The sequence below is a fragment of the Bartonella taylorii genome (assembly GCF_023920105.1).
Lineage (GTDB): Bacteria > Pseudomonadota > Alphaproteobacteria > Rhizobiales > Rhizobiaceae > Bartonella > Bartonella taylorii.
The window spans coordinates 299,921-325,276 of the sequence record NZ_CP083693.1; the positions used below are offsets into that span (position 1 = coordinate 299,921).

The 25,356-nt window shown below is 36.4% G+C and carries 13 protein-coding genes and 7 pseudogenes; 11 read left to right on the forward strand and 9 right to left on the reverse strand.

Features of this window, described 5'->3' with window-relative positions:
• Positions 1–2 precede the first annotated feature (2 nt).
• Positions 3–812 (forward strand): TIGR02186 family protein, encoded by an 810-nt coding sequence (locus tag LBE40_RS01205; protein WP_004859691.1) that lies wholly within the window; start codon positions 3–5, stop codon positions 810–812.
• Between the two features lie 22 nt (positions 813–834).
• On the opposite strand, the gene LBE40_RS01210 is transcribed toward LBE40_RS01205, so the two are convergent.
• Both LBE40_RS01210 and LBE40_RS01215 read right to left on the reverse strand, forming a co-directional pair.
• Positions 835–1,116, reverse strand: a complete 282-nt coding sequence (locus LBE40_RS01210; protein ID WP_040296935.1) for a DUF6460 domain-containing protein — start codon at positions 1,114–1,116, stop codon at positions 835–837.
• A gap of 53 nt (positions 1,117–1,169) precedes the next feature.
• Positions 1,170–1,307, reverse strand: coding sequence for a hypothetical protein (locus LBE40_RS01215; RefSeq protein WP_004859688.1), 138 nt, complete (start codon positions 1,305–1,307; stop codon positions 1,170–1,172).
• Between the two features lie 942 nt (positions 1,308–2,249).
• On the opposite strand from LBE40_RS01215, the gene LBE40_RS01220 reads away from it, so the two are divergent.
• The 6 genes and pseudogenes from LBE40_RS01220 (at position 2,250) to LBE40_RS08370 (ending at position 10,554) form a co-directional block, all read left to right on the forward strand.
• Positions 2,250–3,881, forward strand: a complete 1,632-nt coding sequence (locus tag LBE40_RS01220) for an ABC transporter substrate-binding protein (protein ID WP_004859684.1) — start codon at positions 2,250–2,252, stop codon at positions 3,879–3,881.
• Positions 3,882–4,806: 925 nt separating this feature from the next.
• The gene (locus LBE40_RS01225) at positions 4,807–6,438 is read left to right on the forward strand and encodes an ABC transporter substrate-binding protein (protein WP_004859681.1); all 1,632 of its coding nucleotides are present in this window, start codon (positions 4,807–4,809) and stop codon (positions 6,436–6,438) included.
• 428 nt (positions 6,439–6,866) lie between these two features.
• Positions 6,867–8,297, forward strand: coding sequence for an exodeoxyribonuclease VII large subunit (xseA, locus tag LBE40_RS01230; RefSeq protein WP_004859680.1), 1,431 nt, complete (start codon positions 6,867–6,869; stop codon positions 8,295–8,297).
• Positions 8,275–8,901 carry a DNA-3-methyladenine glycosylase I gene (locus LBE40_RS01235; RefSeq protein ID WP_004859679.1) on the forward strand — a complete coding sequence of 209 codons (627 nt, stop codon included), beginning with the start codon at positions 8,275–8,277 and terminating at the stop codon, positions 8,899–8,901. Before xseA ends, LBE40_RS01235 begins: the two co-directional genes overlap by 23 nt.
• A 622-nt stretch (positions 8,902–9,523) precedes the next feature.
• Positions 9,524–10,316 (forward strand): annotated as a pseudogene (locus tag LBE40_RS01240) (phage late control D family protein); the annotation flags it as partial.
• A gap of 106 nt (positions 10,317–10,422) precedes the next feature.
• Positions 10,423–10,554 (forward strand): hypothetical protein, encoded by a 132-nt coding sequence (locus LBE40_RS08370; RefSeq protein WP_276577407.1) that lies wholly within the window; start codon positions 10,423–10,425, stop codon positions 10,552–10,554.
• Between the two features lie 1,007 nt (positions 10,555–11,561).
• Here LBE40_RS08370 and LBE40_RS01245 read toward each other — a convergent pair.
• The 5 genes and pseudogenes from LBE40_RS01245 to LBE40_RS01265 form a co-directional block, all read right to left on the reverse strand.
• Positions 11,562–12,022 (reverse strand): annotated as a pseudogene (locus tag LBE40_RS01245) (type ISP restriction/modification enzyme); the annotation flags it as partial.
• A 597-nt stretch (positions 12,023–12,619) separates the two neighbouring features.
• A pseudogene (locus LBE40_RS01250) lies at positions 12,620–14,210 on the reverse strand (YfjI family protein).
• Positions 14,207–15,103, reverse strand: a pseudogene (locus tag LBE40_RS01255) (DUF7146 domain-containing protein). Before LBE40_RS01255 ends, LBE40_RS01250 begins: the two co-directional pseudogenes overlap by 4 nt.
• Before the next feature lies 1 nt (position 15,104).
• Entirely contained in the window at positions 15,105–15,299 is a 195-nt protein-coding gene (locus LBE40_RS01260) for a helix-turn-helix transcriptional regulator (protein ID WP_004859663.1), read from the reverse strand.
• A 207-nt stretch (positions 15,300–15,506) separates the two neighbouring features.
• Positions 15,507–16,668: pseudogene (locus LBE40_RS01265) on the reverse strand (tyrosine-type recombinase/integrase).
• Between the two features lie 794 nt (positions 16,669–17,462).
• On the opposite strand from LBE40_RS01265, the gene LBE40_RS01270 reads away from it, so the two are divergent.
• The 4 genes from LBE40_RS01270 to LBE40_RS01285 are packed head-to-tail and all read left to right on the forward strand — an operon-like array spanning position 17,463 to position 22,043.
• A complete protein-coding gene (locus LBE40_RS01270) occupies positions 17,463–18,701 on the forward strand; it encodes a radical SAM protein (RefSeq protein ID WP_004861526.1) in 1,239 nt (412 codons plus the stop codon).
• Complete coding sequence (locus LBE40_RS01275) at positions 18,694–20,478, forward strand: MFS transporter (RefSeq protein ID WP_004861529.1); 1,785 nt, start codon at positions 18,694–18,696, stop codon at positions 20,476–20,478. The genes LBE40_RS01270 and LBE40_RS01275 overlap by 8 nt, the downstream gene beginning before the upstream one ends.
• Positions 20,468–21,082, forward strand: coding sequence for a radical SAM family protein (locus LBE40_RS01280; RefSeq protein ID WP_004861534.1), 615 nt, complete (start codon positions 20,468–20,470; stop codon positions 21,080–21,082). The genes LBE40_RS01275 and LBE40_RS01280 overlap by 11 nt, the downstream gene beginning before the upstream one ends.
• On the forward strand, positions 21,051–22,043 hold the full coding sequence (locus LBE40_RS01285; protein ID WP_004861537.1) for a hypothetical protein: 993 nt from the start codon (positions 21,051–21,053) through the stop codon (positions 22,041–22,043). The genes LBE40_RS01280 and LBE40_RS01285 overlap by 32 nt, the downstream gene beginning before the upstream one ends.
• Before the next feature lie 908 nt (positions 22,044–22,951).
• Here LBE40_RS01285 and LBE40_RS01290 read toward each other — a convergent pair.
• Together LBE40_RS01290 and LBE40_RS01295 are read right to left on the reverse strand one after the other, a co-directional pair.
• Positions 22,952–24,463, reverse strand: a pseudogene (locus tag LBE40_RS01290) (YfjI family protein).
• Positions 24,460–25,356 (reverse strand): annotated as a pseudogene (locus LBE40_RS01295) (DUF7146 domain-containing protein). The pseudogenes LBE40_RS01290 and LBE40_RS01295 overlap by 4 nt, the downstream one beginning before the upstream one ends.

Sequence of the window (25,356 nt, forward strand, 5' to 3'; positions counted from 1 at the left end):
AAATGGGTAGATTATTTTCTTTATGCATTATTGCGGGTTGCTTTTATATAGTCTCTTCTTCTACGTGGGGGCATGTTGGCACGAAAGCTGCGCTCCTTGATCAAGTTAATCACGAGACTATCCAAATTATCGTAACAACGAGTACGATTACAGTTGATGCACATTTTGATGGTCGTGATTTTTATATTGCTGGTGTTTTGGAAAATATTGATCCATTGTATTCTCGACAGAACCGCTATGATATTGTTGTGAGCTTGGAAGGACAAGCTCGATCTATGATTATGCGGGAAAAAAAACGTAATGCTGGAGTTTGGGTTAACACAGATTCTCTCACTTTTAAAAATGTTCCTCTCTTTTATTCTATGGTCACAACGCGTGAGACTGATGCTATTACTGGCGTTGAAGATTATAAACGTTTGAGACTAGGATTACCCTATTTGTTGTTGCAGACGGATGAACAAGATCAGGGGAAAATACAGATTTTTCGCGATGAACTTATAAAATTGCAAAAAGCTAAAAACCTTTACCATGAGGAAGTGGGTGGCGTCCGTTTTGGTTCCGGTGCACTATTTACAGCGCATTTTCGTTTGCCGGCAAATATTCCTGTCGGACATTATCAGGCTCGAGCTTATCTTTTCCGCGATGGGGAATTTATTGATAGTGCGACTACAACTCTTGAAATCGTTAAAGCACATATTGCTTATACAATTTTTCATGCAGCGCATAAGCATAGTTTTATATATGGTATTGTAGCGGTAATTGTGGCTATTAGTACAGGCTTTTTATGTCGTTTAATTTTTCGAAAAGATTAGTAGAAGGGAAACGTGAAGGCGTTTATTTTTTATGAAAAATGCGTAGAAAAAGAAAAATAGGCACAACAATAATGGCACCCATCATGGTCATATGGGAAAAATTTGCAAGAGTTATAAATCCTGTTTTCCATAGAGATTTAAAAAATTCTATTATTCTTTGCACGAGACTTGGAGGAGTCCACCCAAAAAAGTTCATCACGATGCCAACAAGGAATGAAAGGATGAGCAATTTTAAAGCAACATGCCCTGATGTTCTTCCAAGAAATGCATGAAGAGAATTAGACAACTTTTTCCTTTTGTTCATTTTAATTCACTTTCGCGTATATTACGCTTTCACTGCATAACACAATCATGTTATCACCAAAAAGAAAAAATGTTTCTTTTGTTTTTCCTTACTTTTTTTTCGAGTTCACCACCTTGTAATACTGGTGTAACATCTGCGCTTGTTTCTGAAACGCGTTCGTGTTCTGTTGGCATTTTTCGAGGTTTTTTCATAGTATTCCTTTCATTAATTTGATGGATATTGTTTAGTTTCTAAGAATTTGTGGGAGAATATTGATAATGTCTCGACGTTCTACATGATGATGAAAATTTTCTGTACTACGTCTAAGAACCTATAATAGCTTTATATATTGTGTATAGGGCGTAATTTCAAGACATCTTCTCTTAGAGAGACTATTCATTTGGGTAAAATTGTGCTCGTATAGGTATTAACAGTGGATATTTCAATCTGCGTAAATTGAAAAAATAGTAAGTTTGTTGTTGAAAAAGCATGCGGAACAAAGGAAGCAGAGTTTAGTGTTTCTGAAAGAGTGGGGAGCTTTTAATTGGATTGTTGAAGAAAGTTTTGGTTATTATCTGCGGATGTGTGGTAAAATGACAGGTTATTACGCTGCTCATGTTTCAGATTATATTCTCTTTGCCTTAAAATATCGCGAGGTACAAATTTTGAGTTATTTTTTGGTGTGGAGTTGTGGAAAGCTCAAATTCCCTCTGAATAAGGGATAGATGTGGTTATTGTGGGCAGTTTACAACTTATTTAGGATTATCAAAATATCAAATTGTTAAGGAGGTTTTTGCACAAACGGGAGTTGGCGGTTTGATGACACTTCATTAGAAAATCGTAAGAAGAAGTTCTGTTTGATGAAATAAAGAATAAGTTTTTGCCTTATATGCCATGAGTTTAGGTGTTGTGGTATCATCAACAGGTAGTTATCATGCGTGATATCACTCATTGGATATTAGAGCATTTTCTGTTGCATATTTTTGTTTGGCCTATACCTGTTCAGGGGGAAAGAATGGTTGGAAGGTAGCTGCTGCTTTTGAAGATTTTGAATTTTACTTCTAAGAGGTGTGGTTTCTAAGCCTTATCTTATTATTTTTGTCTGTCGTTGTTGCATGGGGAATTTATAGAATAAGCTTTAAAAGGAAAAGTCTATGAACTTGAAAAGAAAAATATTGAAGGGTAGCAGCTCTTTTGTTTCTGCTGTTATTGCTTTGGGGATACTTGTGCAACAAGTTGCAGCAAAAACACCTGCCGATACCCTCGTGATGGCTTTGAATCTCGATTCAATCGAGACTTTTGATCCTGCGCAAATCAATGAACGTTATGGCAATGAAATTGTTGCCAATATTTGTGATAATTTAATCGATTCTGCTACAGATGATCCAGCTAAAATAGCGCCTTCTTTGGCAAAGAGTTGGGATGTTTCAAATGAGGGCGGGGGTACGGTAATTACTTTTCATTTGCGCGATGGTTTGAAGTTTAATGATGGTCGGCCTGCTGGTGCTCATGATCTTGTTTGGGGTATGAGGCGGATTGTTAAATTGAAGTTGTCTGCAGCGGCAGTATTTAACGAATATGGAATTACAGAACAAAATGTTGATTCTACTCTTCAAGCACCGGATGAAAAAACCGTAGTGATGAAATTTGATAAACCTTATCCAGCAGAGATAATCCTTGGACATATTCTTACTACTCGTGTTGCTGCTTTGCTTGATCGTGAGACAATTATGAAACACGAACAAGATGGTGATATGGGCAATCGCTATTTGGCAAGTCATGCTGCTTGTGTTGGTCCTTATCAATTAGTGAGCTGGCGTTCTGGAGAAGCAATTTTGTTGCGTGCAAGTTCCAATTATTGGGGAGAGGCAGCAAAATTGAAGCAGATTTTAATTCGTCATATTGCAGAGCCTGGCACACAACGTTTGTTGTTAGAAAAACATGATATCGATGTTGCTCGTAATGTGATGCCAGAGGATATAGCAGATCTTCAAGCAACAACAGATATTAAGATTGAAAAAGTGTTGGCGCCATCTGTGATAATGTGGGGATTTAATACGACAAATCCCATTTTTGCCAATGAAAAGGTGCGTTTGGCGATGCGCTATCTTATCGATTATGACACTATTGGAAAGACTCTTCTTAAAGATGTTGGTATTCCACGGGCAAGCTTTATTCCCATTGGTAATCTTGGGGCTTTGAATGAAAAAGAAGGGCAACCCTTTAAACTTGATCTAAAAAAAGCCAAGCAGCTTTTAACGGAAGCAGGTTATCCGAATGGTTTTCAGGCCAATATTTTAGCAGGAAAATCTCCTTATCCTTTTGCTTTGCCCATTGCTCAGTCTATCCAGGACAATGCAAAAAAAATAGGTGTGCGCTTTAAGATTGAACATTTTGTAGGAACGCAGTTGTTTTCAAAACTTTATGCACGGGGCTTTGATACAATTTTTATGGGATGGAATAACGATTCTGCAGATCCTTATACAATGGCTTCACGTCTTGTTTATAATCCTGATAATCGATTTGAAGCTAAAAACACAGGCTATCCTAGTTGGTGCCATGGCTATTTTGATGAAGATATGAATAAGAAGGTAAGGGAAGCCCTGTTTCAAAAAGATCCACAGAAACGGGCACAAATGTATGCTGATTTGCAGCGTGATTTTATGCAAAAAGGACCTTATGCTTTTATTTATCAGACATATAGTATTATCACTATGACACCTGAAGTAAAAAAATGGGTGTGGAATAGTGCACCACGTATTTTTTATAATGCTATTGAAAAATAAGTATGTCTTAAATGTTGTAACATATAAAAATACTATCATGATATCTTCGATGTTTTGTATAGGGTTTAAAACTTTAGCAAAATATCGAAGTTTATTTGTAAAATGTATTGATTTATTCTCTATAGAGTAACTTCAATACACCCTTCTTTAGAGAGGGGCTATGCATTTTTATAAAATGCATGTACACATAGATATTAAGATTGGAGATTTTAATCTTAAGTAAACTAAAAAAATAATAAATTTGTTTGTTAAAGAAACGAGCACACTGAATATAAGCAGAATTTAGTATTTTTTAGAAAAAGCGGGGGACCTTAGAATGTACTGTTGAGAAAAAATTTGGTTGTATGTAGGTGAATTTGGGGAGTATGAGGTTATTGTGGAGCTGATGCTTCAAATTGCACTGCCTTTCCTTAAAAATGATGATATGCTGGGGATTGTCCTTGGTGTGGGTTCATGAAAATGCTCAAATTGCCTTGTGAGGAAGGAGAGGAGTGTCCATGGTTAGCACTTGCTTATGAGGATCATCAAAATATCAAAGGATGATTGAGGTTTTTAAACCAACCGAGGTTGGTGCTCTGAGGATTCTTTTTAGAAAATCGCAAAAAGAGATTTGAAGCAGAAGTCTTGTTTGATGAGATAAAGAAGAAACTTTTGTCTTATATGCCCTGAGTTTAGGTGTTGTGGCATCATCAACAGGTAGTTATCATGCGTGATATCACTCATTGGATATTAGAGCATTTTCTGTTGCATCTTTTTGTTTGGCCTATACCTGTTCAGGGGGAAAGAATGGTTGGAAGGTAGCTGCTGCTTTTGAAGATTTTGAATTTTACTTCTAAGAGGTGTGGTTTCTAAGCCTTATCTTATTATTTTTGTCTGTCGTTGTTGCATGGGGAATTTATAGAATAAGCTTTAAAAGGAAAAGCCTATGAACTTGAAAAGAAAAATATTGAAGGGTAGCAGCTCTTTTGTTTCTGCTCTTATTTCCATGGGAATGTTTGTGCAACAAGTTGCAGCAAAAACGCCTGCCGATACTCTTGTGATGGCTTGGAATCTCGATGCAATAAGTACATTTGATCCTGCACAACTCAATGACCGTTATGGAACTGAAATTGTTGTCAATGTTTGTGATAATTTAGTTGAATCCGCTAAAGATGATGCAACTAAAATGGTTCCTTCTTTGGCAAAGAGTTGGGATGTTTTAAGTGATGATCAGAGCACGGTAATTACTTTTCATTTGCGTGATGGTTTAAAGTTTAATGATGGTCGTCCTGCTGGTGCTCATGATCTTGTTTGGGGTATGAGGCGGGTTGTTAAACTGAAGATGTCTAATGCTCCTACATTTAATGAATATGGTATCACAGAACAGAATGTTGATGAGGCCTTTCAAGCACCGGATGAAAAAACCGTAGTGATGAAATTTGATAAACCTTATCCAGCAGAACTTATTCTTAGCAATATTTCTACTAACCGTACTGTTGCTTTGCTGGATCGTGAGACACTTATAAAACATGAACAAGATGGTGATATGGGAAACCGGTATTTGGCTAGCCATTCTGCTTGTGTTGGTCCTTATCAGATAAGTAGCTGGCGTCCTGGAGAAGCCCTTTTGTTGCATGCAAGTCCTAACTATTGGGGAGAAGCACCTAAATTGAAGAAGATTTTAATTCGCCATGTCGCGGAGCCTGGAACACAACGTTTATTGTTGCAAAAACACGATATCGATGTTGCACGTAATTTGATGCCAGAGGATGTAGCAGATCTCCAAGCAACAACAGATATTAAAGTTGAAAGAGTGTTGGCGCCTTCCATGATCATATGGGGCTTTAATGCGACAAATTCTATTTTTGCCAATGAAAAGGTGCGTTTGGCGATGCGCTATCTTATTGATTATGAAGGACTTGGTAAGACCCTTCTTAAAGATGTTGGTGTTCCACGTGCAAGTTTTATTCCTCTTGGTAATTTTGGAGCTTTGGATGAAAAAGAAGGGCAACCCTTTAAACTTGATCTTCAAAAGGCAAAGCAGCTTTTAACGGAAGCAGGTTATCCGAATGGTTTTGAGGCCAATATTTTTGCAGGTGCATCTCCTTATCCTTTTGCTTTGCCCATTGCTCAGTCCCTTCAAGACAATGCAAAAAAAATTGGCGTGCGTTTTAAAATTGAACGTTTTGTAGGTACGCAGTTGTTTTCAAAATTTTATGCACGAGGTTTTGATACGATTTTTTTCGGATGGAATAATGGCTCTGGTGATCCCCATACAATGGCTTCACGTCTTATTTACAATCCTGATAATCGGTATGAGGCAAAAAATACAGGCTATGCTAGTTGGTGCCATGGGTATTTTGATAAAACTATGAATCAAAAGGTTCAGGATGCGTTGTTTGAAAAAGATCCACAAAAACGGGCGCAAATGTATGCTGATTTGCAGCGTGAATTTATGCAAAAAGGACCTTATGCTTTTATCTATCAGACATATAATATTGTTGCTATGACACCTAATGTCAAAAAATGGGTTTGGAATAGTGCACCACATATTTTTTATAGTGCAATTGAAAAATAAAAGAGTATTAAGTTTATAAAATACGAAAAAGTATGATTACGATATATTTAACGTATTGCAAAGCGTTTAAAAACTTCGCAATACGTTGAATTTTATAGGTGATATGTTGATATGTTTTATAGAGAATTTCATTTCAAAACATTCTCTTTTAGGAAGAGATTTCATTCTCATTAAAGATGTATTTGTGTGGATGTTAAGATTTAATATTTTAACTGTCGTTGATGCAATTTTATGAGATAGAATAATGGTTGTGTGGATTTCCATACAATGGCTTTAGGTGTTATTTATAACTCTCATAATCGGTTTGAGGCTAAGAATATAGGTATCTGAATTGGTGCTAATGGGTATTTAGATAAAAATATAAATCAAATGATTAAAGATGCAGTGTTGCAAAAAGATTCACAGAAACGGGTGTAAAGAATTGAAAAATGGTAAGTTTGTTTGGTGAAAAAATAGGTGCAACGAATGTAGCAGAATTTACTGTTTCCGAAATAGCAGGGGCTTTAAAGCGCGTTGTTGAAGAGAAATTTGGTTATGTGCGGGTGCGGGGAGAGATATCAGGTTATCGCGGGGCTCATGCTTCCGGTCATGCTTACTTTGCCTTAAAAGATGATAAGGCACGGTTGGAAGCGGTTATTTGGCGTGGCATTATGGAAAAGCTCAAATTTCCTCCCGAAGAAGGGATGGAAGTGATCGCTGTCGGCAAACTGACAACTTACCCGGGGTCATCAAAATATCAAATTGTCATTGAGGCGCTTGAGCCAACAGGAGTTGGCGCTTTGATGACACTTCTAGAAAAGCGCAAGAAAAAGCTTGCAGATGAAGGTTTATTTGATGAATCCAAGAAAAAACCTTTGCCTTATATGCCGCGAATTATAGGTGTTGTGACATCACCAACAGGCGCTGTTATTCGTGATATTATTCATCGTGTATCAGATCGTTTTCCATTGCATATTTTGGTTTGGCCCGTCCGTGTTCAGGGGGAAACAAGTGGTCAGGAAGTGGCTGCTGCTGTTGAAGGTTTTAATGCTCTTCCTTTAGGAGGGCTTGTTCCAAAACCTGATCTTATTATTGTTGCACGGGGAGGAGGAAGTTTAGAAGATTTATGGGGATTTAATGACGAAGCTGTTGTTCGTGCTGTTTATGCGTCAGCTCTTCCGGTTATCTCTGCTGTTGGGCATGAAACAGATTGGACTTTGATTGATTATGTTGCTGATTGGCGCGCTCCAACTCCCACAGGAGCGGCAGAAAAGGCTGTTCCTGTTAAGCTTGATCTCGAAGTGTATGTTGCGTCTCTTGGTGCCCGTTTACGCAAGGGATTGGTGCGTTATTTTGATTTTCATCAACAAAAATTGCGTGCTATTATAAGAGGGCTTCCGACTGTCGATCAACTTTTCGCTCTACCTCGGCGTGGTTTTGATGAAATTTCAAGTCGATTGCTGCGTGCTCTTCATGTGAGCTGCGATAAAAAACATTTTTCTTTTCATGCGCTTGCTATACGTTTTTCACCGCGTTTACTGAATACTGAAAAAGCGAAACGTAATACAAAGGAGTATACTGCGCGCCTTCATCGTGCTTTTGTGCACAATGTGGAAAAACAACGTGCTCAGGTAGAGGTCGCGTTTAGGCTTTTAAAAAGCACTTCGTATCAAAATATTTTAGAGCGTGGTTTTGTTTTGGCTTTGGGGCAGGATAATAAGCCCATTAAACGGTTGGTGCAGTTTCCTGAAACGGGGCAAATCAGTTTACGTTTTTTTGATGGTGAAGTTAGTGTTTCAACGCATGATCATGCTCTCAACCGATCTTCAAAATCTAAACGGATCAAATCGAAGCAAGATGATCAAGGAACGCTCTTTTAATACAATAAATGTGGTGCTCGATGAAGGGCTTCTTATGGGGGCGGATGGAAAAGTTCGTTGTTCATGGGCAGGGACGGATCCACTTTATTGTGCTTATCATGATAATGAATGGGGAAAACCTGTTTTTGAAGATCGCCATTTGTTTGAGAAAATTTGTCTTGAAGGTTTTCAGGCAGGGCTTTCTTGGCACACAATTTTAAAAAAAATCCCTTCTTTTCGAAATGCGTTTGATCACTTTGATTTTGAAAAAATTATGCATTATGATGAAGTAAAAGTGCAAATGTTGATGCAGAATAAAGGTATTGTTCGCCATCAAGGAAAAGTTCGATCGGTGCTTAATAATGCATTTAGAGCGCAGGAAATTATAACAGAGTGGGGGAGTTTGTCCCGCTATTTTTGGTCGTTTCAACCACCACAATCAGAGCGTTATAAAAAAATAGATTTTCAAACACTGTTGGCTAATCCCATAACACCTGCTTCTCTTCGCCTTTCTAAGGATTTGAAAAAACGTGGTTGGACATTCGTTGGTCCTACAATTTGTTATGCTTTTATGCAGTCCGTTGGGATTGTCAATGATCATCTTGAAGGGTGTTTTTGTCGATAAGTGTGCACTCTCCTTTCCTAGAGAGGATGTTATTCAATAGAACAATAAAAGAACATAGAATGGTCTTTTGATCGTTTAATATGTTTTTTTGATTGAGTTAGTTGGTTCTGGATGTAATGGTGTAGTGTGGAGCTGTTATTGCATTGTTCTATTTTCTGAAATTTAATGAAATATATTTGTTAAATTTTTTGTTGAATATATGATGACTAGTATATTTTGGAGTGCCGATACGGTAACCATCACCAAGTGGGAAAAGGCACTTGCCGGCGCCTTTGACTTTTCTGAACATTGGAAAAGTTGAAACAAGGTTGCGGGATTATTGCTCAATGGTTTGGCAATTTATGGGATGATTTTAAGCAAAACCTTTCCAATTTTTGGGGTTGGTTGGGGAGTTTTTTGCCCGCGAAAGGCTTTCTTATGGTGCAAAATCCGGTATAGAACAGGCGAGGAAAGACTTGGCTAATTGGATGTTGATTGCTGACACTCATTACAAGGCTGAAGGATTTTTTTAAATCCTTGCCCCAACGTATCAGAGAATGGGTTGGCAGCATTGATTTATAGGACCAGTTTCATTGGTCAAGTTGGCTTTGCGGTAAAATACCCATTAAACTTATTGTGCAGTGAGAACAGCATTAGTGTTTCTATGGGTGTTTTGTTGTCGAATCGATTGTAAGTGTCTGGGGTAGCTATGGGGAGATTTTGCGCCTTTTGTGGCAAAAGTGCCTCTATGTATAAAGAAATCAAAGAACAAAGCAGTGAATATTTTGACTATAGAACCGTTGGTAAAATTGTTGAAATATTAGTTAAACGCCATGGGTATCAAGCAAAAGTGAATCAACAGTTCACTAAGAAACCTTTACCTTACATGATTCGTACGGATCAATCGACCCATGATTTTTTAACACGGCTTGCCGACCGGGTGCAGGTGCGTTTTTTAATTAAAGACAATGAGTTTTTGTTTTTGAGCGATTACAGTTTACCGGCATTAGCAATCCATAAATAGGACTTCTTTCATTGGGAATTTACCCTTGAGCCACGCACCCAATATGGCACCATTGAAGCCTCTTATTTTGATCATTCACCAAGAGCAGCAATGTCAAGTCAAGCATCAGACAGGTTTTATTGGTCCTGTGCGGCGTCTTCGTACTTGTTACACCAGCAAGGAAGAGGCTTTGACTGCAGTGGCATCAGAATCAGACCATCTATGCTGTGTTGTGGGGAGTGGTTCTTTGTCTTTCGAAGGGCAACCAGAAATCATGGCCGATCAGCCTCTAGTGTTGCAAGGGTTTCGGGCTGAAATCAATTGTCCATAGAAAGTCGCAACCGTTACTCATTGCTATGATAAGCAAAGCGGATATATCACAGAAATTACACTCGAAGCTCCAAAAAAGGGAAAAGAAAGCAGCGAAAAATAGAAGTTGGGTTGGTTGCTCAGCCAACTGGGATAGTTTGCAACACATCCATCCGATGTAAGATAACACAACATCGCAGCCACTTCTTATCACTTGAAGCAATGAGAAGATGGCTAATATAGATGAAAGAGTGTTAAAAATGATGGATACACTTTGTGAAGAAACATTAAAATCTGTTGTTTCTATAGAACCAGCTGCTGCTTATGTTGGTGGTAAAATCAAGTTGGTGAAGACTATGTAGTCGCGGCTTTGCTATTTTAGCATATAGCAATAAGCGAGTAAAAACATATAAATAGAGCACACCGTGAACGGAGGCGTCACAAACTCTTGTTGAAATATTGTCTAATATAGGTACAGTATGTCAGGCAACCGCTACTGCATTATAGAGATGAGCAAAATCCCTTTTAATAAACTTTTGTCAGTCTTGTCAGTTCTTTTTAGAACCTATATCATTTTTTTTAAATGAGAGAAAATTAAAATCATTATATTTCAATGAGTTAAGTTTTGTCAATTTTTCAAAATACAACTTATTAAAACAGCCATAACAAACAAATACAACTGTAAATATATATTTGTCAGTTTGTGTCAGTGCATTGAATCGACAAAAGTGATCATTTAGTGAATGATTAAAACATGTCTTATGAGAGTATGTGATCCTTTAAAGCCTTTCAAAAGAAAGGGATTATAATCATAATAAATGCTATCAAGACCATTATGGTTATGAGTTTTGGAGGTTTAGGGGGTGCTTCTTATACGTATTATTTTATTTTTTTATCCAAAATAAAAGTTTATTATATTTCAAGTGGTTAATTTTATCAATTTTTCAAAAAACAATCTATATCAACATTACAACCTATAAATTCAACTAATGCTATATATTTTGTAGAGTTTTGGGGGAGTAAACACCTTCAAATCCTATAAGTAATATAAGAAAATGAATATACATAACTCTCTTTAAACAAAGCTTCTGATAACAATAAAGCTATCATTTTAGATTACGGTATAACCTCTTAAAGGCAATGTAAAAGAAGTGTATTCACTTTAAGATGGGATTTCTTAAAAGTCTTAAAGCAATTCAAATAAGAGTATCTAAAAGTGCAAGTTTTTTCTTTTTAGAATAACGCATATAAACACTCCTTTTAAGATTGTATGTAAGTAATTTAACAAGAGAGGTATAGATTAATGGTTATAAGACCTTATACCCCTTGTAAGGTTATCACACTCATTATGTGAGCATGCTTTATAAGTCTATTCAGTTTCTCTAATTTCCAATTTTGGTAGGTTCTTAACAATCTTCATTGTTTCTAAACTTACAGTAATAACCCTTTGAAACAATTCTAATGGATAAGCAGGGTTGCCAACGGTTTCAACAGCATAACGATTGGCATCATTCACAATGCCGCTCTTTTTATCAGCCTTAACACATTGACGACCCATTATCCATTCAAGAGCGGGTTTACCATTGACGATATACTCATAAGCTTCAAGAGGGATGCCTGTCATGATGATATTGCTGTTATAAATAACAGTCGATTTATCTTTTTCCTTACTATTCTTAATTTTTGCGAATTTCATTTCAGTCACATAATAGAATTTCTCATAATTAGAGATCTCTGTAAATTTTGGATTACCCTTTTTTAAGGCACGGAATAAGATTCTACAGTTTCATAATTCACGTGCAAATGATCCAGTTCACGCCCTGTTACAACAGAGCTCCGTTTTCGTATAAGGGGTTTAATTATCTTCAAAAGAATCAAAACGAAGCTTATTAAATCCATTTTGAACGAATTGAGAAAAAATGCAGAAAAATGCTAAAAAAGCGGATAAATTTTTTTCAAAAGAGTTTTTAAATGCTGTTTATCCGCAGCCCATGAGAGAGATCAGATCAGCAAAATAGTGAAATTTGCTGTTTATTTTATGGAAAAAAGACAAATGAAGCATGTGCTTTTAAAATATCATAATGATTATTTTGATAGGTTTTATGAGTCACTAAAATAATCTAGTTTGTCAGTTCAATTTACAAACACAAACTGACAAATATGTATTATGGATTGTATTTAAGGTTATATTGTCGATATAGGTTGTATCGTTAAAATGCTAACATATTGAAATATAATGTTTTAATTTTTTTTCTCATTTAAAAAAATAATATAGGCTCTAAAAAGAACTGACAACACTGACAGCACTGGACAAAACTCTTCTGTTCAGATCACTCAGATCATTTGCTTTTGGAAAAAAGTTCCTTGATGAGAATGCCATAAAAAGAGTTTTGCGTGGTTGTCTTAAAGACTTCAAAAGAGATTTCTTTATTGTTTTATGCTGTTGTTTTTAACCAAAGGATGCCATTCATACCGTCTATCAGGACGCCGACCTAATTCATTCCCCTCTATAGGAAATTCACGAATATAGTTACAACGATATAAAAGCTCTAAAGCTTGCTTAACGGCTCCATTGTCTTTTAAAGACCTCCAACACCGTCTATAGATATCTCTTGCCGTAAAAACATTGGGTAAATGATCACAGCGCTCTACAATTAATTTTGCACGCTCTTCTGTTAATGTATCATTCGCCGCATAAAGACGTTTTGCATGACTTATCAAATATTTTTCCCAATACAAGGCTCTTTCAAGGGCATCTCTATTGATTTCAAAACGCCCCCCTTCACTCAATTCAAAAATCAATGCAAGGGTTGGTATGGTTTTATTCATTTTCAAAAGATGCGCTTGTAAACTTGATGAGAAATGACCTCCTTTGATTGTTCTTTGAAAATTTTCCCACCATTCACGAAACATTTCTTGAGCTTCAGCAGAAAAACGTATGGTAATAGGGTGTTTTGGTGATCCTAATGGTTTATCATAAAGAGAACGAAAAATCCTTTGATAACTTTCCCATGCCTTTTGATTGGGAGGTCTATCAACCCATAACCGCTCTTGTCGCTCATCGGGCCACACCAGCATTTGAAAGCGTTGCAATAAGCCGTCATTATTTGTTCCATGGTGCATTGCTTGAATGAGTGGAATAATGCGTGAAGGTTGAATGCCTCCAATTATGGATAAAGTGACATGAGGGATAAAAATGGTTCCACGCCCTATACGGTCATAGGTAAATTGATCATCTCCATTAAAAGCTGTTAGATAAAAAGCACGGTCTGATTGATATTCCTTACGTTCCAAATCGGATAAAAAACCAGATAATTCATCACGAACCAACAATAAACCACGGGGGTTTTCTTTTAACAATTCCCCAAGCTTTTCGACGGTCACATCGTTGACAATAAGACGTCGTTTATTAAGCGTGTCATCTTCCTCACTTTCTTTATATTCAAGAGATTGAGAAAGAAGAGCAAGGGCTTGTTCCTCGTCTTGATCTTTGAGTGCTTTGTAGGCTTGTTTTTTCTTTTCTCTTTTGTCTAATTCAATAAGAATATCTTTTGTTTCTTGCTGTTTTTTCTTCTTTTCCTCTTGAAAAACATCGAGAGGTGCTAAAGCAGCTTCCATGGTATCTGTTTTCATAGTTGAAGGTTCCCCCACAATGGCACCCCAGAGATTAGGAACAATTTTCCAATTGGCATGTTGTTTTGGAGCAACCCGCACGCCATTGCCAATGACAGCAGCCAAACCACAGAGAGCAGAGACAGCAATAAAATCCATTGGAGCTTGTTGACGCTCTGAAACGTCATAAATATAGTTCATGAATGACATTGGCAGCTGTAATGGATTAAAAGGCTCGACGGGTAAAAGAAGCTGTAGCAATCGGTTTTAATTGCCCCCAACCATTTTGTTGCAAGGCTTGTTCATAAGGAATGGCTTTTAAACAAGTATTATCGTTTAAAGAGGCATTATCGTTATCATTGACGGGGGTATTTTCATTATTGTGTTGTAAATGACTATCTTTCATAGTTCCCTCTTTTGAGAAAGTAATACGTTATTAAAATCGGCTCCTTTTGGAGCTTGCATGATAAAGACTTCAAAGCCTTGGCTATAAGCACGTGCAGCTAGGGTAAAACCTGCTTTACGCCCCGCATCATCCCCATCCATTGCAATGGTGAGACGGGATTTAGTATCGGGTAAATTCACACGCATCATGCCACTGGTTGAAAGGGACGCCCAAATTAATGGGCTCTGATAACAACCCAGATAGCAGAGCCAGACCGGTTTCAATGCCCTCACAAATGACCAGATGTTTGGGATTGGCTTGACTTAAATGCACCGCGCCACCCGTTACAGATCCCAACATGGCTTTTTCTGGTTTTTGGTCTGTTTTGCAGCCATTGTCTTTTAAAAAGGTTCTATGAATGGCAAAAGAGCCAGCACCCTTAACAAGAGCGACCAACGCGAGTAGCGTAATCCCTAAAGGGTGTGGACATTTGCTATGAAAGCATAAATCAGTAGGCAAATCACATGTATACCCCGCATACGTAAATAGGTTTCTGCTAAAGTATTTTTGATTGGTTTGCTTTGTAGCCAAATTGCTTTTGCTCTCTCTGCTTTCTGTTTTGCTCGTTTGAGATCAGTACAAAACTGTTTTGAGAAAGAGAGCGTCTGATTATAAGCTTTATCAAAAAAGGCTTGTTTTCCAAGCAAGCCAATTCTAATGAGTGCTTGTATGATCTCTCTAAAAGAGCAGCCAGCATAACAAGTGAGTAAAAGACGCCCATCATGTCCATTGGCAAGGGATAAGCTAGGTAGCCTATCATCATGAGCAGGACAACAGGCTATCCCATAATATCCATGCCAAACACCACGTAAGGCACGTGTAATATCCTGCGCATTCTTAAAAGAACACATCATTTTAAATCCTATAACGTTGCTGTTTTGCTTTCTCGATTACATTGATAAGATCCGATTGTAACCAACGCGATAAGAAACCAAATTTTAGAGGTTTGGGGAGAGAGCCATTGGTTACATGACGTCGGAATGTTGAGACACTCATATGAAGCAATTTTGCACTTTCACGGTCTGTCAAAAGAATATCATTTTCTGTCATACTAAAATCCTTTCTATCAAAAAATGAGAACAAATCATAACTATTTATTAACCACATTTTGGTTCATTTTTGAAGGTATTTTAATCATAGAAAACAATATATTATTATAGTTTTTCTAATGTGATAATTTATGAATCTTATTGAGAAAGAATGAGAGAAAAGAGAGCTAAAGTTATCCACAGATAATGGGGTTATTCACCCCATATCTTAAGATTGACCTGTAACATATGCCGCCCATTTATCCATATAGACACGGCGCTGTTCTAGATAGTCAGTGCGACGATAGGCACGTTCTACTTTACCGCCTACTGTATGACTGAGAATAGTTTCAGCGACCTCATAGGGGGCATCGGTTGTTTCAGCAAGCCAATTGCGTAAACTAGAGCGAAAACCATGGGGGCAGGTTTCAAGTCCAATACGTTTCATATATTGTAACATATTACCCTCACCAAGGGGCCCCCGACCGCTTGCAGAAAAGAAAAAATCACTGCGAGACAGCAAGCGTGCTTGTTTTAAGATTTCTAATGCTTCAGATGATAAGGGCACGCGAAATTCTGTTGTAGCATCCCGCTTTCCTTTCATATTCTCAGCAGGGATGATCCATAGATCACCCTCAACCTGATCTTTATGGATATGACGCAAAGGACGTGTGCGAACGCCTGTCAAAATAAGCAAACGTAATGCCAGTTGTGTGAGGGTTGATGCTTCGCAAAGTGTTTTATAAAAATCGGGAACATCTCTCCAATCCATTGCAGGTAAATTTTGTGTTTTATGGAGTTGTTTTCCTAAGAGCGCGCGTGCTTTTGTTGTTGTTTGTAAATCAACATCCAAACCCAAGGCAGCCGCATGTTTGAGACAAATATTGAGACGGGTAAGAGCTCTATTAGCTGTTGCGGCTTTTGTATGCCAAATAGGAGCAATAACATTGCGTATTTCTGTTTGCGTAATCTAACGGGTAAACACCCTAATTTAGGGAGAATATGAAGTTGTAAAGGCGAAAACCAACGCCCATCTTTACCATCTCCTTTTAATTCAGCTTTACGGCTTTCAAAAGCATCTAAAGCAATGTCTTTTAAATAATGGAGATTGCTTATTGCTTCACGCTTTTGTTTCTCACGTTCTTTAATAGGATCACGACCTTCGTGCAAAACAGAACGCCATTGGTTTGCCAATTCACGGGCTTTTTTTAAAGAAACGTTTCTTAAGGTACCCAACCCATTTCACGGCGCCGCCCATGAATGGTATAACGATAAAGCCATTGAGCACCACCATCTTTACGCTTATGAAGAAGCAAGCCGGCACCATCATTATATTTTCCAGCCCCCAATGTTGCGACAGCCCTTGCATTAAGGCGGTTCATAAGAGCCATTTTTAGTCCTTTCTTGTATAAATTTTATCTACACACCAGCCCCGCTTTTGACGTGCAAGCAAGTGATATGAATTGATTCAACATAAACAGGTTTGGAATGAAAGAATCTTGCGTTATTCGAGGGTCTAATTCAATATGAATAATGCTAGATTATCATTATAAATCAATATGATTGTATCTTTAATAAGAAATAAAAGTTTGTATTTTGGCGTCGAGTAGAACCTCTTTTAAAAGTAATTTCACCGCAAGTAGTATTTCACAAAATTACAATTAAAACAGAAAAATAATTGAAAAATTTTTCTTCTGAGAAGCTGATTTACGCAACAACTATTCTTTATTTCAGCCCAAAAAAACCTTTTTAAAATTACTTGATAAAGCAGAGCATTGCATATTTCTTATTGCGATTGAAGTGAAATAGCCATTGAAATCAGGAATAATACTTTTTGAATGAACTTACTAATTAAAATGGAAATTAGCTGAGCACAAGAGTTTTTCGATTTATACCGGTATAGGCCAATTTGTTTTCCAAACTGAATATTGCGTATTACAGTTAAATTGACTTTACAATTATAAAGTTGTAAATTTCAATGCCTTGAATATAAATAAGGTACATAATAACAATATGAGGAGGATATTATGTCATATAAAAAACCGCAGGTGATTGGCACTGTGAATAGTGCAACCTTAACTTGTTATAAACCATTGGTGCGAGATAGAAAAAAATAAAAAAGCAGGATAAGGGCGCTGCTGCGCCCTTATCCATTGTATTATTAAGAAACAATTTAGGAGGGGGGATGTTTCGTATTAATCTCGACGAGAATAGCATAACTAGATTAAATGATTTTCAGACTATTGTGCTTAATGATTCAGCTATATTTTTAATTGATTCAGTTTTTTTACAAAATCAGAAAATTGAAACTGTTGCGGCAAAGCTTAATGTAGAGAAAGAGATTTTAGCATCAGATTTTTCAATCTTGTTAAGAGAACTAGAAAAGAATGGTTTTCTTTTAAAGAAGGGAAACTTGATTAGTGCGTCAGATTCGATTTTTGATCTTAAAAAATTATGGGTACCTGTAACACCTATTATACATATTATCCAGAATTGCAATAGCCCTTGTATCATGTGCGATTGCTGGAAAATTAAGGAAAAAAATTGGCATACTCCAGAAAGTTTAATACCCTTATTTAGAATGTTGAAAGAAAAAGGAGCTGCCTCAGTGATGCTTTCTGGGGGAGAACCTTTAATGCATCCGAAGCTTAAAGATATTTTATTAACGTTGAATGAACTAGGTCTGCCTGTTGAATTAAATACCAATGGCATCTTATTGCATAAAAATTTATGGATTTCACAGTATGACATAAAAGAAATTGTTATTTCTATGGATTCGACTAGTGTCCAAGGATATTATGATATACGGGGGGCGAATAAATTTGATCGCGTGTGGAAAAACATTGAAACAGTTAAGAATCTTCAACCTCTGCAAAGTATAGGAATAAGAGCGACAGTTACCAAAGAGATTCTAGAAAATATTATTAATTTTATCGATTTTTGTATAAGCAAAGATGTCGATTATATCGGATTCAGCCCGCTCGATACGTCGTCATTTAGTTTTTCTAGAAAAAATAATACAAAGGATCGATCTAAGGCTTTAAGAAACAAAATTCTTCCGCCAAACGCCTCACTTTTTCATTTGAGAGATGAATTATCAAGGAAAGAATCCCCCCTCCAGATTTATATAGATAAAAAGTTCCAAGAAAGGAAAATCTCATGGACGTCACAAAATTTTGTAAATTGTATTAATTATTACTTAGGCGAGAATTCTACATACGTTTCGTCGCCGTTAATGTGTTTATTTCCATTTTCATCCTTGGTATTGGACTATAATGGAGATTTAAAAAATTGCTTTTATTCAGAAGCTTTTGGGAATCTACAAAATTATGAGGCAATAGATTGGTCTGCTCAAAGCGTTTTAAAATCTTTGAAAGAATCTGGCGCATGTAGCGGATGTCGTGGGAAGGTATTTTGTGGATAAGGTTAAGCAATTTAAGATTTATAGTGTTAGCAAGTCTACTGCTCTAGTGGTTGCTGTTTTACCACTTTTTTTGTCGGAAAAATTGCATTTGTCGCAAGCGGATATTGTTTTAATCGGTAGTTATTTTTTATTGCTTCCTTTGATCTTAGAAGTCCCCTTGGGTTTATTATCAGATGTTTATGGAAGTAAGCGCGTTATTTATACTGGGCTGTTTTTCTTTCTTTGCGGTTTTTTAGCTCTTTTTATGAATTATGCATATTTTGCTTACGCCACTTATTTGTTATGTATTACATTAGCAGCCGCTTGTTTCTCAGGTGCGGAAGATAGTTTACTCTTTTCTGTAGTACCAAAGCATCGCACACTGTTTTCCGTTAAGTCCGAAGTGGCTGCTGTTACCTATAGTGTGACAACGGTACTTATTTTTTTAGGGGGAATACTTTATTATGTGCATCCTGCATTGCCTGTGATTTTTCAAGTCCTTTCATTAATTTTTGCTATTTTTATGTTTTCAAAACTGACAAAGGGATTAGATAGTTTTCATATCAACGCTCATCCGAATATTTTCACAGTTATGTGCGCCAGCCGTAAAGAAGTCAAAAATCCTTATCGCTTCACTCTTATTTTTTTAAGTGCAGTTTCAGCTTTTGCTATTTTGGTTAATAATCGAACTGTTTCTATCGCATTTTCTGATTTTTTGCCATTTCAACCTGCTATTTTGGTTTCGATTATTTTTATCATTGGGAATTTTTTTTCAGCAAGTTCCAATATATTGTTTCAGAAGTATTTTTCAAAGTTTCAAAATCCTATTTTTCCCGTCTTAATGATTGGTTGTATGGTAACCATTGCTTTTTTTCTCATGTCATTTCAAATCATTGCGGCTCTTATATTAGGATTTTTACTGCTATGTGTTTTTAAATCTGTTTATCGATCTTATCTGTCGTCTCTTCTTATAAATTCACTGATTGATCCCAAAGCTATCGCGACTGTTTTATCATTTACAGCCATTATTACAGCTGTTGTATCCTTTGCATTCAGTTTTTTATACGGTCATGTTTTTTCAACGTTCTGGCAAGCTAATTTGTGGTTGTCAGTGATTATGGCTGTGATTTTTGGGGTGTCTGCTTTAATTATTTTTGTCAGAAAACAAGAAATCATTTGGTTACAGCCTGAAAATGCACAATCGTCAAAACAACATTTCTTGAAACGCAAGCATCAAGAGTTTTGCTATGGGCAAATTTATCCGGAAGCATCGTGCATTAATGAAAACATCAAGGATGGCTCTTTTCGACAAAGTCTCTATCCTGCACCAAATTTGATAACACTTTGCGATGAAGTAGTCGAATGGGAGTTTATCCGGGGTACTGTATTGAGCCAAATGGATTTGCTACATCAAAAGACGATTATTGATCAAATCAATAAGATTTTTCAAGATCGATTAAGCAAGAATATAATCTTATCACATGGAGATTTACATCCTGATAATATCATTGTTACTCCTGATAGTTCTTTTATGGTAGTGGATTGGGATTTATGTCAAGAAGCCAGTCCGGAATTGGATATCTTAACATTTTTCACCAGTCCAAGATTATCTCTCAATTTAGAAGAACGGATAGACTATATTTCTCATTTGCTGTCTATATCAAAGGATGAAGCTTTACCAATGATAAAAGCGTTTGTGGCTAAAAAAATTTCTGATCTTTGTCTATACCAAAATATTTTCATGAAACAATTAGTATTGGATTATATGAACTTGAATAAGAAATTTCATGGGCGATAATATTGTAATTTGTAATAAAAATTGCAGTGCGGGCTGCAATCATTGTCCGTATTCGATGGAATGTATGGTGAGAGATGACGCGTTGCCTGAATCTTTATATACAATAAATGACATAAAATCTGATTTTATTATTCTTTCTGGTGGAGAGCCTTTTGAGCTCGATTATGATTTACTTCATAAATATACTTGTATGTGTCTCATTTGTAAAAAATATTTTCGGATTGCCACAGGGGGGCATATCTATATTCAACCATATTTGAAGCTATTAAAGAGTAATCCGTTCTTTTTAGGGATACAAATAGGCACAGATGTTATTTCAGAGATAAGAAATCTAGACAGTAAAAAATATAAACAAAAGTGGGTGCGTAACATAGAATGTATGAAAAAATATAGCGTACCATATAGTGTGACGATTACTTTATCGGAGAGATTCGATTTGGCAGAAGTGTTAGCTCTAATATGTATCGCTGCTCCCGAGTTCATTTTAGTTAATTTTGAAAATAGAAAAAAGTACGAGAATACATTTCAGTTAAATATGATACGGGATTTTTTTTCTGGCTGTGAGATAAAATATGGATATACGCATCAGAGTTTACACCAATAAATATAAATTATCGGATTCTTTTCATAGTTCTTCTGGTGTGTTAGTTGAAAAAACAGAACTGATAATTTTATTTACTGTTCGGGATAAAGTTATTTCGCCCTTTGCTATGGAGTTGCCATTGTCACCTAGTCACGGAGAAATGCCGGACGATTTTATAAAATCTGTAAATGAAAGATCAATAAATAAAAGTAAACACTTTTCAAATTCTTTAAGCTATTTCTTTGGGTTGGAAGATTTTTTTAAAAAAGTTGAAATGGCTAAAATTATTAATTCTGGATTAATAAAATCTATTAAAACGATAGGAATAGGTGAAATTATTGATGATGAGATACGTAATTACGATTTGATAAAATTGAAATCATCGAATCAGTATTTGGATGATACAATTGCAATTGTTAATGAAAACAAAAATGTAAAATTTATTATTGATTTCAATGCAAGTATTAATTTTGAGCAGTGGAATTATTTTATTGATAGGATAGATAAGAATAATTTGTTTGGAATAGAACAGCCTATGAAATTTCCTTCAAAAATTCCAGATTTGGGTTTCTTAAATATCGCTGATGAGACATTTGTGAAATGTGGTTATGAAAAAATTCACGAATATGGCTATAATGCTTTTGTCTATAAGCCATTTGCAAGTAATATTAAAGAATTATATAAGTGTTTTGAGAATAAAAATAACTACGTTGGTATGGTTGGAAGTAATGTTTCTGGCCCTTTAGATTGTAGTTTTTGTAACATCATAAATCATTATATGCCTACCAAATTAGCAGGAAATCGTGCAAGTAATTTTGAAGCGCATCCGTTAAATAATAAAACTGAGGATTTAATGAGAATTCGAGAAAAAAAGATATATCTCTCTGATGAATTGTTTATTTATCTTGATAAATTTTGCCGAAAGGTATCGGATTTGTATTTTGATATGAATAAATTAAAAGAAATTGCTACAAATATATAGTGTTTCCTACTCTGAAGCAGCTATGTTTCGTGAATAGATATAGGACATACCGATGGAAGAACGATATGGTGCTTGTCTCATGTATCGGAATCTTATATACTAAAAGTGTCAAAGATGGTGGCAAAATTGGCTTTGATTTTTTTGATATTAGCAGTAATTTAAACAGCAACTTGCCTTTTTTATTCAAGATTTTTGATGAGAAAGAATTATAGGTATTTCAGCTTGATGTTTATTATAAAGCTGAGCTCACCCCCAATCAGAACAGTATAGCAGGTGGCCTTATTATCTTACTTAAAGGGGGCTAGCTAAGAAGCATACGCTTGTTATTATATCGAATGTTCTCAATTTGCATTCGATTAAACTTACAAATTAAGATGGCGTTTATTCTAATACTATCAATACTGGGCTTATGGATTAAACATTCAAGTCCAATAGTTCGCAGAACAAATGAGCCATGCATCCAAAATGCCAATTACGAGTAATATAAATCCAGATGATATTGTAGCTGATATTCACGTAATACCATCAATACTCCCAAATGACTTCTATTATCGTAAGTTTTTCTTTTCTCTAGAGATAATCACCAATGTCATAAAAATATATTTTACCATACTGTTGCACGTTTGGACTTTTTACAAAAATAGAAATTTCCATAGAGTAGCTCGAGATCCTAAACAAAAATATTAAAATATAATGTTTTTTATTTTTTATTATTTAAAAAATAACATAAACATTGGAATAACTCTCCAAAAGCAACAAAACTCTTTGTAAGAAGAACTCTGATCATTTTCTTTGAAAAAAGAGCAATGAAGAGAATATCACTAAAAAGAGCTTTGAGCGATTGGCTTGAAAAACTCTCAAAAGAGATTTCTCTATTGTGTAGTCCTATGATTTTTCACCAAAGTGGGCTATTCATAGCGTTTTGTAGGCCGACTGCCTTTTGGTTTTTTTGTCTTCATAAATTTCATGAAGATAGTTGCAACAGCATAAAAGCTCTAAAGTTTGTTGAATAATTCCTTTATCCTTTAAAAGCTTCCAATCACGCTTATAAACATCTCGTGCAGCTAAAACCATCTGGTAAATGATCACAAGGCTCTACAATGAGTTTTGCATGACTTATCAAATATTTTTCCCAATACAAGGCTCTTTCAAGGGCATCTCTATTGATTTCAAAACGCCCCCCTTCACTCAATTCAAAAATCAATGCAAGGGTTGGTATGGTTTTATTCATTTTCAAAAGATGCGCTTGTAAACTTGATGAGAAATGACCTCCTTTGATTGTTCTTTGAAAATTTTCCCACCATTCACGAAACATTTCTTGAGCTTCAGCAGAAAAACGTATGGTAATAGGGTGTTTTGGTGATCCTAATGGTTTATCATAAAGAGAACGAAAAATCCTTTGATAACTTTCCCATGCCTTTTGATTGGGAGGTCTATCAACCCATAACCGCTCTTGTCGCTCATCGGGCCACACCAGCATTTGAAAGCGTTGCAATAAGCCGTCATTATTTGTTCCATGGTGCATTGCTTGAATGAGTGGAATAATGCGTGAAGGTTGAATGCCTCCAATTATGGATAAAGTGACATGAGGGATAAAAATGGTTCCACGCCCTATACGGTCATAGGTAAATTGATCATCTCCATTAAAAGCTGTTAGATAAAAAGCACGGTCTGATTGATATTCCTTACGTTCCAAATCGGATAAAAAACCAGATAATTCATCACGAACCAACAATAAACCACGGGGGTTTTCTTTTAACAATTCCCCAAGCTTTTCGACGGTCACATCGTTGACAATAAGACGTCGTTTATTAAGCGTGTCATCTTCCTCACTTTCTTTATATTCAAGAGATTGAGAAAGAAGAGCAAGGGCTTGTTCCTCGTCTTGATCTTTGAGTGCTTTGTAGGCTTGTTTTTTCTTTTCTCTTTTGTCTAATTCAATAAGAATATCTTTTGTTTCTTGCTGTTTTTTCTTCTTTTCCTCTTGAAAAACATCGAGAGGTGCTAAAGCAGCTTCCATGGTATCTGTTTTCATAGTTGAAGGTTCCCCCACAATGGCACCCCAGAGATTAGGAACAATTTTCCAATTGGCATGTTGTTTTGGAGCAACCCGCACGCCATTGCCAATGACAGCAGCCAAACCACAGAGAGCAGAGACAGCAATAAAATCCATTGGAGCTTGTTGACGCTCTGAAACGTCATAAATATAGTTCATGAATGACATTGGCAGCTGTAATGGATTAAAAGGCTCGACGGGTAAAAGAAGCTGTAGCAATCGGTTTTAATTGCCCCCAACCATTTTGTTGCAAGGCTTGTTCATAAGGAATGGCTTTTAAACAAGTATTATCGTTTAAAGAGGCATTATCGTTATCATTGACGGGGGTATTTTCATTATTGTGTTGTAAATGACTATCTTTCATAGTTCCCTCTTTTGAGAAAGTAATACGTTATTAAAATCGGCTCCTTTTGGAGCTTGCATGATAAAGACTTCAAAGCCTTGGCTATAAGCACGTGCAGCTAGGGTAAAACCTGCTTTACGCCCCGCATCATCCCCATCCATTGCAATGGTGAGACGGGATTTAGTATCGGGTAAATTCACACGCATCATGCCACTGGTTGAAAGGGACGCCCAAATTAATGGGCTCTGATAACAACCCAGATAGCAGAGCCAGACCGGTTTCAATGCCCTCACAAATGACCAGATGTTTGGGATTGGCTTGACTTAAATGCACCGCGCCACCCGTTACAGATCCCAACATGGCTTTTTCTGGTTTTTGGTCTGTTTTGCAGCCATTGTCTTTTAAAAAGGTTCTATGAATGGCAAAAGAGCCAGCACCCTTAACAAGAGCGACCAACGCGAGTAGCGTAATCCCTAAAGGGTGTGGACATTTGCTATGAAAGCATAAATCAGTAGGCAAATCACATGTATACCCCGCATACGTAAATAGGTTTCTGCTAAAGTATTTTTGATTGGTTTGCTTTGTAGCCAAATTGCTTTTGCTCTCTCTGCTTTCTGTTTTGCTCGTTTGAGATCAGTACAAAACTGTTTTGAGAAAGAGAGCGTCTGATTATAAGCTTTATCAAAAAAGGCTTGTTTTCCAAGCAAGCCAATTCTAATGAGTGCTTGTATGATCTCTCTAAAAGAGCAGCCAGCATAACAAGTGAGTAAAAGACGCCCATCATGTCCATTGGCAAGGGATAAGCTAGGTAGCCTATCATCATGAGCAGGACAACAGGCTATCCCATAATATCCATGCCAAACACCACGTAAGGCACGTGTAATATCCTGCGCATTCTTAAAAGAACACATCAT

Excerpts from the sequence above, each read along its gene's own strand:
- LBE40_RS01235 (WP_004859679.1), top strand. The coding sequence starts at position 8,275 with ATGATCAAGGAACGCTCTTTTAATACAATAAATGTGGTGCTCGATGAA.
- LBE40_RS01270 (WP_004861526.1), top strand. The coding sequence starts at position 17,463 with ATGTTTCGTATTAATCTCGACGAGAATAGCATAACTAGATTAAATGAT.
- LBE40_RS01220 (WP_004859684.1), top strand. The coding sequence starts at position 2,250 with ATGAACTTGAAAAGAAAAATATTGAAGGGTAGCAGCTCTTTTGTTTCT.
- LBE40_RS08370 (WP_276577407.1), top strand. The coding sequence starts at position 10,423 with ATGGCTAATATAGATGAAAGAGTGTTAAAAATGATGGATACACTTTGT.
- LBE40_RS01210 (WP_040296935.1), bottom strand. The coding sequence starts at position 1,116 with ATGAACAAAAGGAAAAAGTTGTCTAATTCTCTTCATGCATTTCTTGGA.
- LBE40_RS01260 (WP_004859663.1), bottom strand. The coding sequence starts at position 15,299 with ATGACAGAAAATGATATTCTTTTGACAGACCGTGAAAGTGCAAAATTG.
- LBE40_RS01285 (WP_004861537.1), top strand. The coding sequence starts at position 21,051 with ATGGATATACGCATCAGAGTTTACACCAATAAATATAAATTATCGGAT.
- LBE40_RS01215 (WP_004859688.1), bottom strand. The coding sequence starts at position 1,307 with ATGAAAAAACCTCGAAAAATGCCAACAGAACACGAACGCGTTTCAGAA.
- LBE40_RS01205 (WP_004859691.1), top strand. The coding sequence starts at position 3 with ATGGGTAGATTATTTTCTTTATGCATTATTGCGGGTTGCTTTTATATA.
- LBE40_RS01280 (WP_004861534.1), top strand. The coding sequence starts at position 20,468 with ATGGGCGATAATATTGTAATTTGTAATAAAAATTGCAGTGCGGGCTGC.
- xseA (WP_004859680.1), top strand. The coding sequence starts at position 6,867 with ATGGTAAGTTTGTTTGGTGAAAAAATAGGTGCAACGAATGTAGCAGAA.
- LBE40_RS01225 (WP_004859681.1), top strand. The coding sequence starts at position 4,807 with ATGAACTTGAAAAGAAAAATATTGAAGGGTAGCAGCTCTTTTGTTTCT.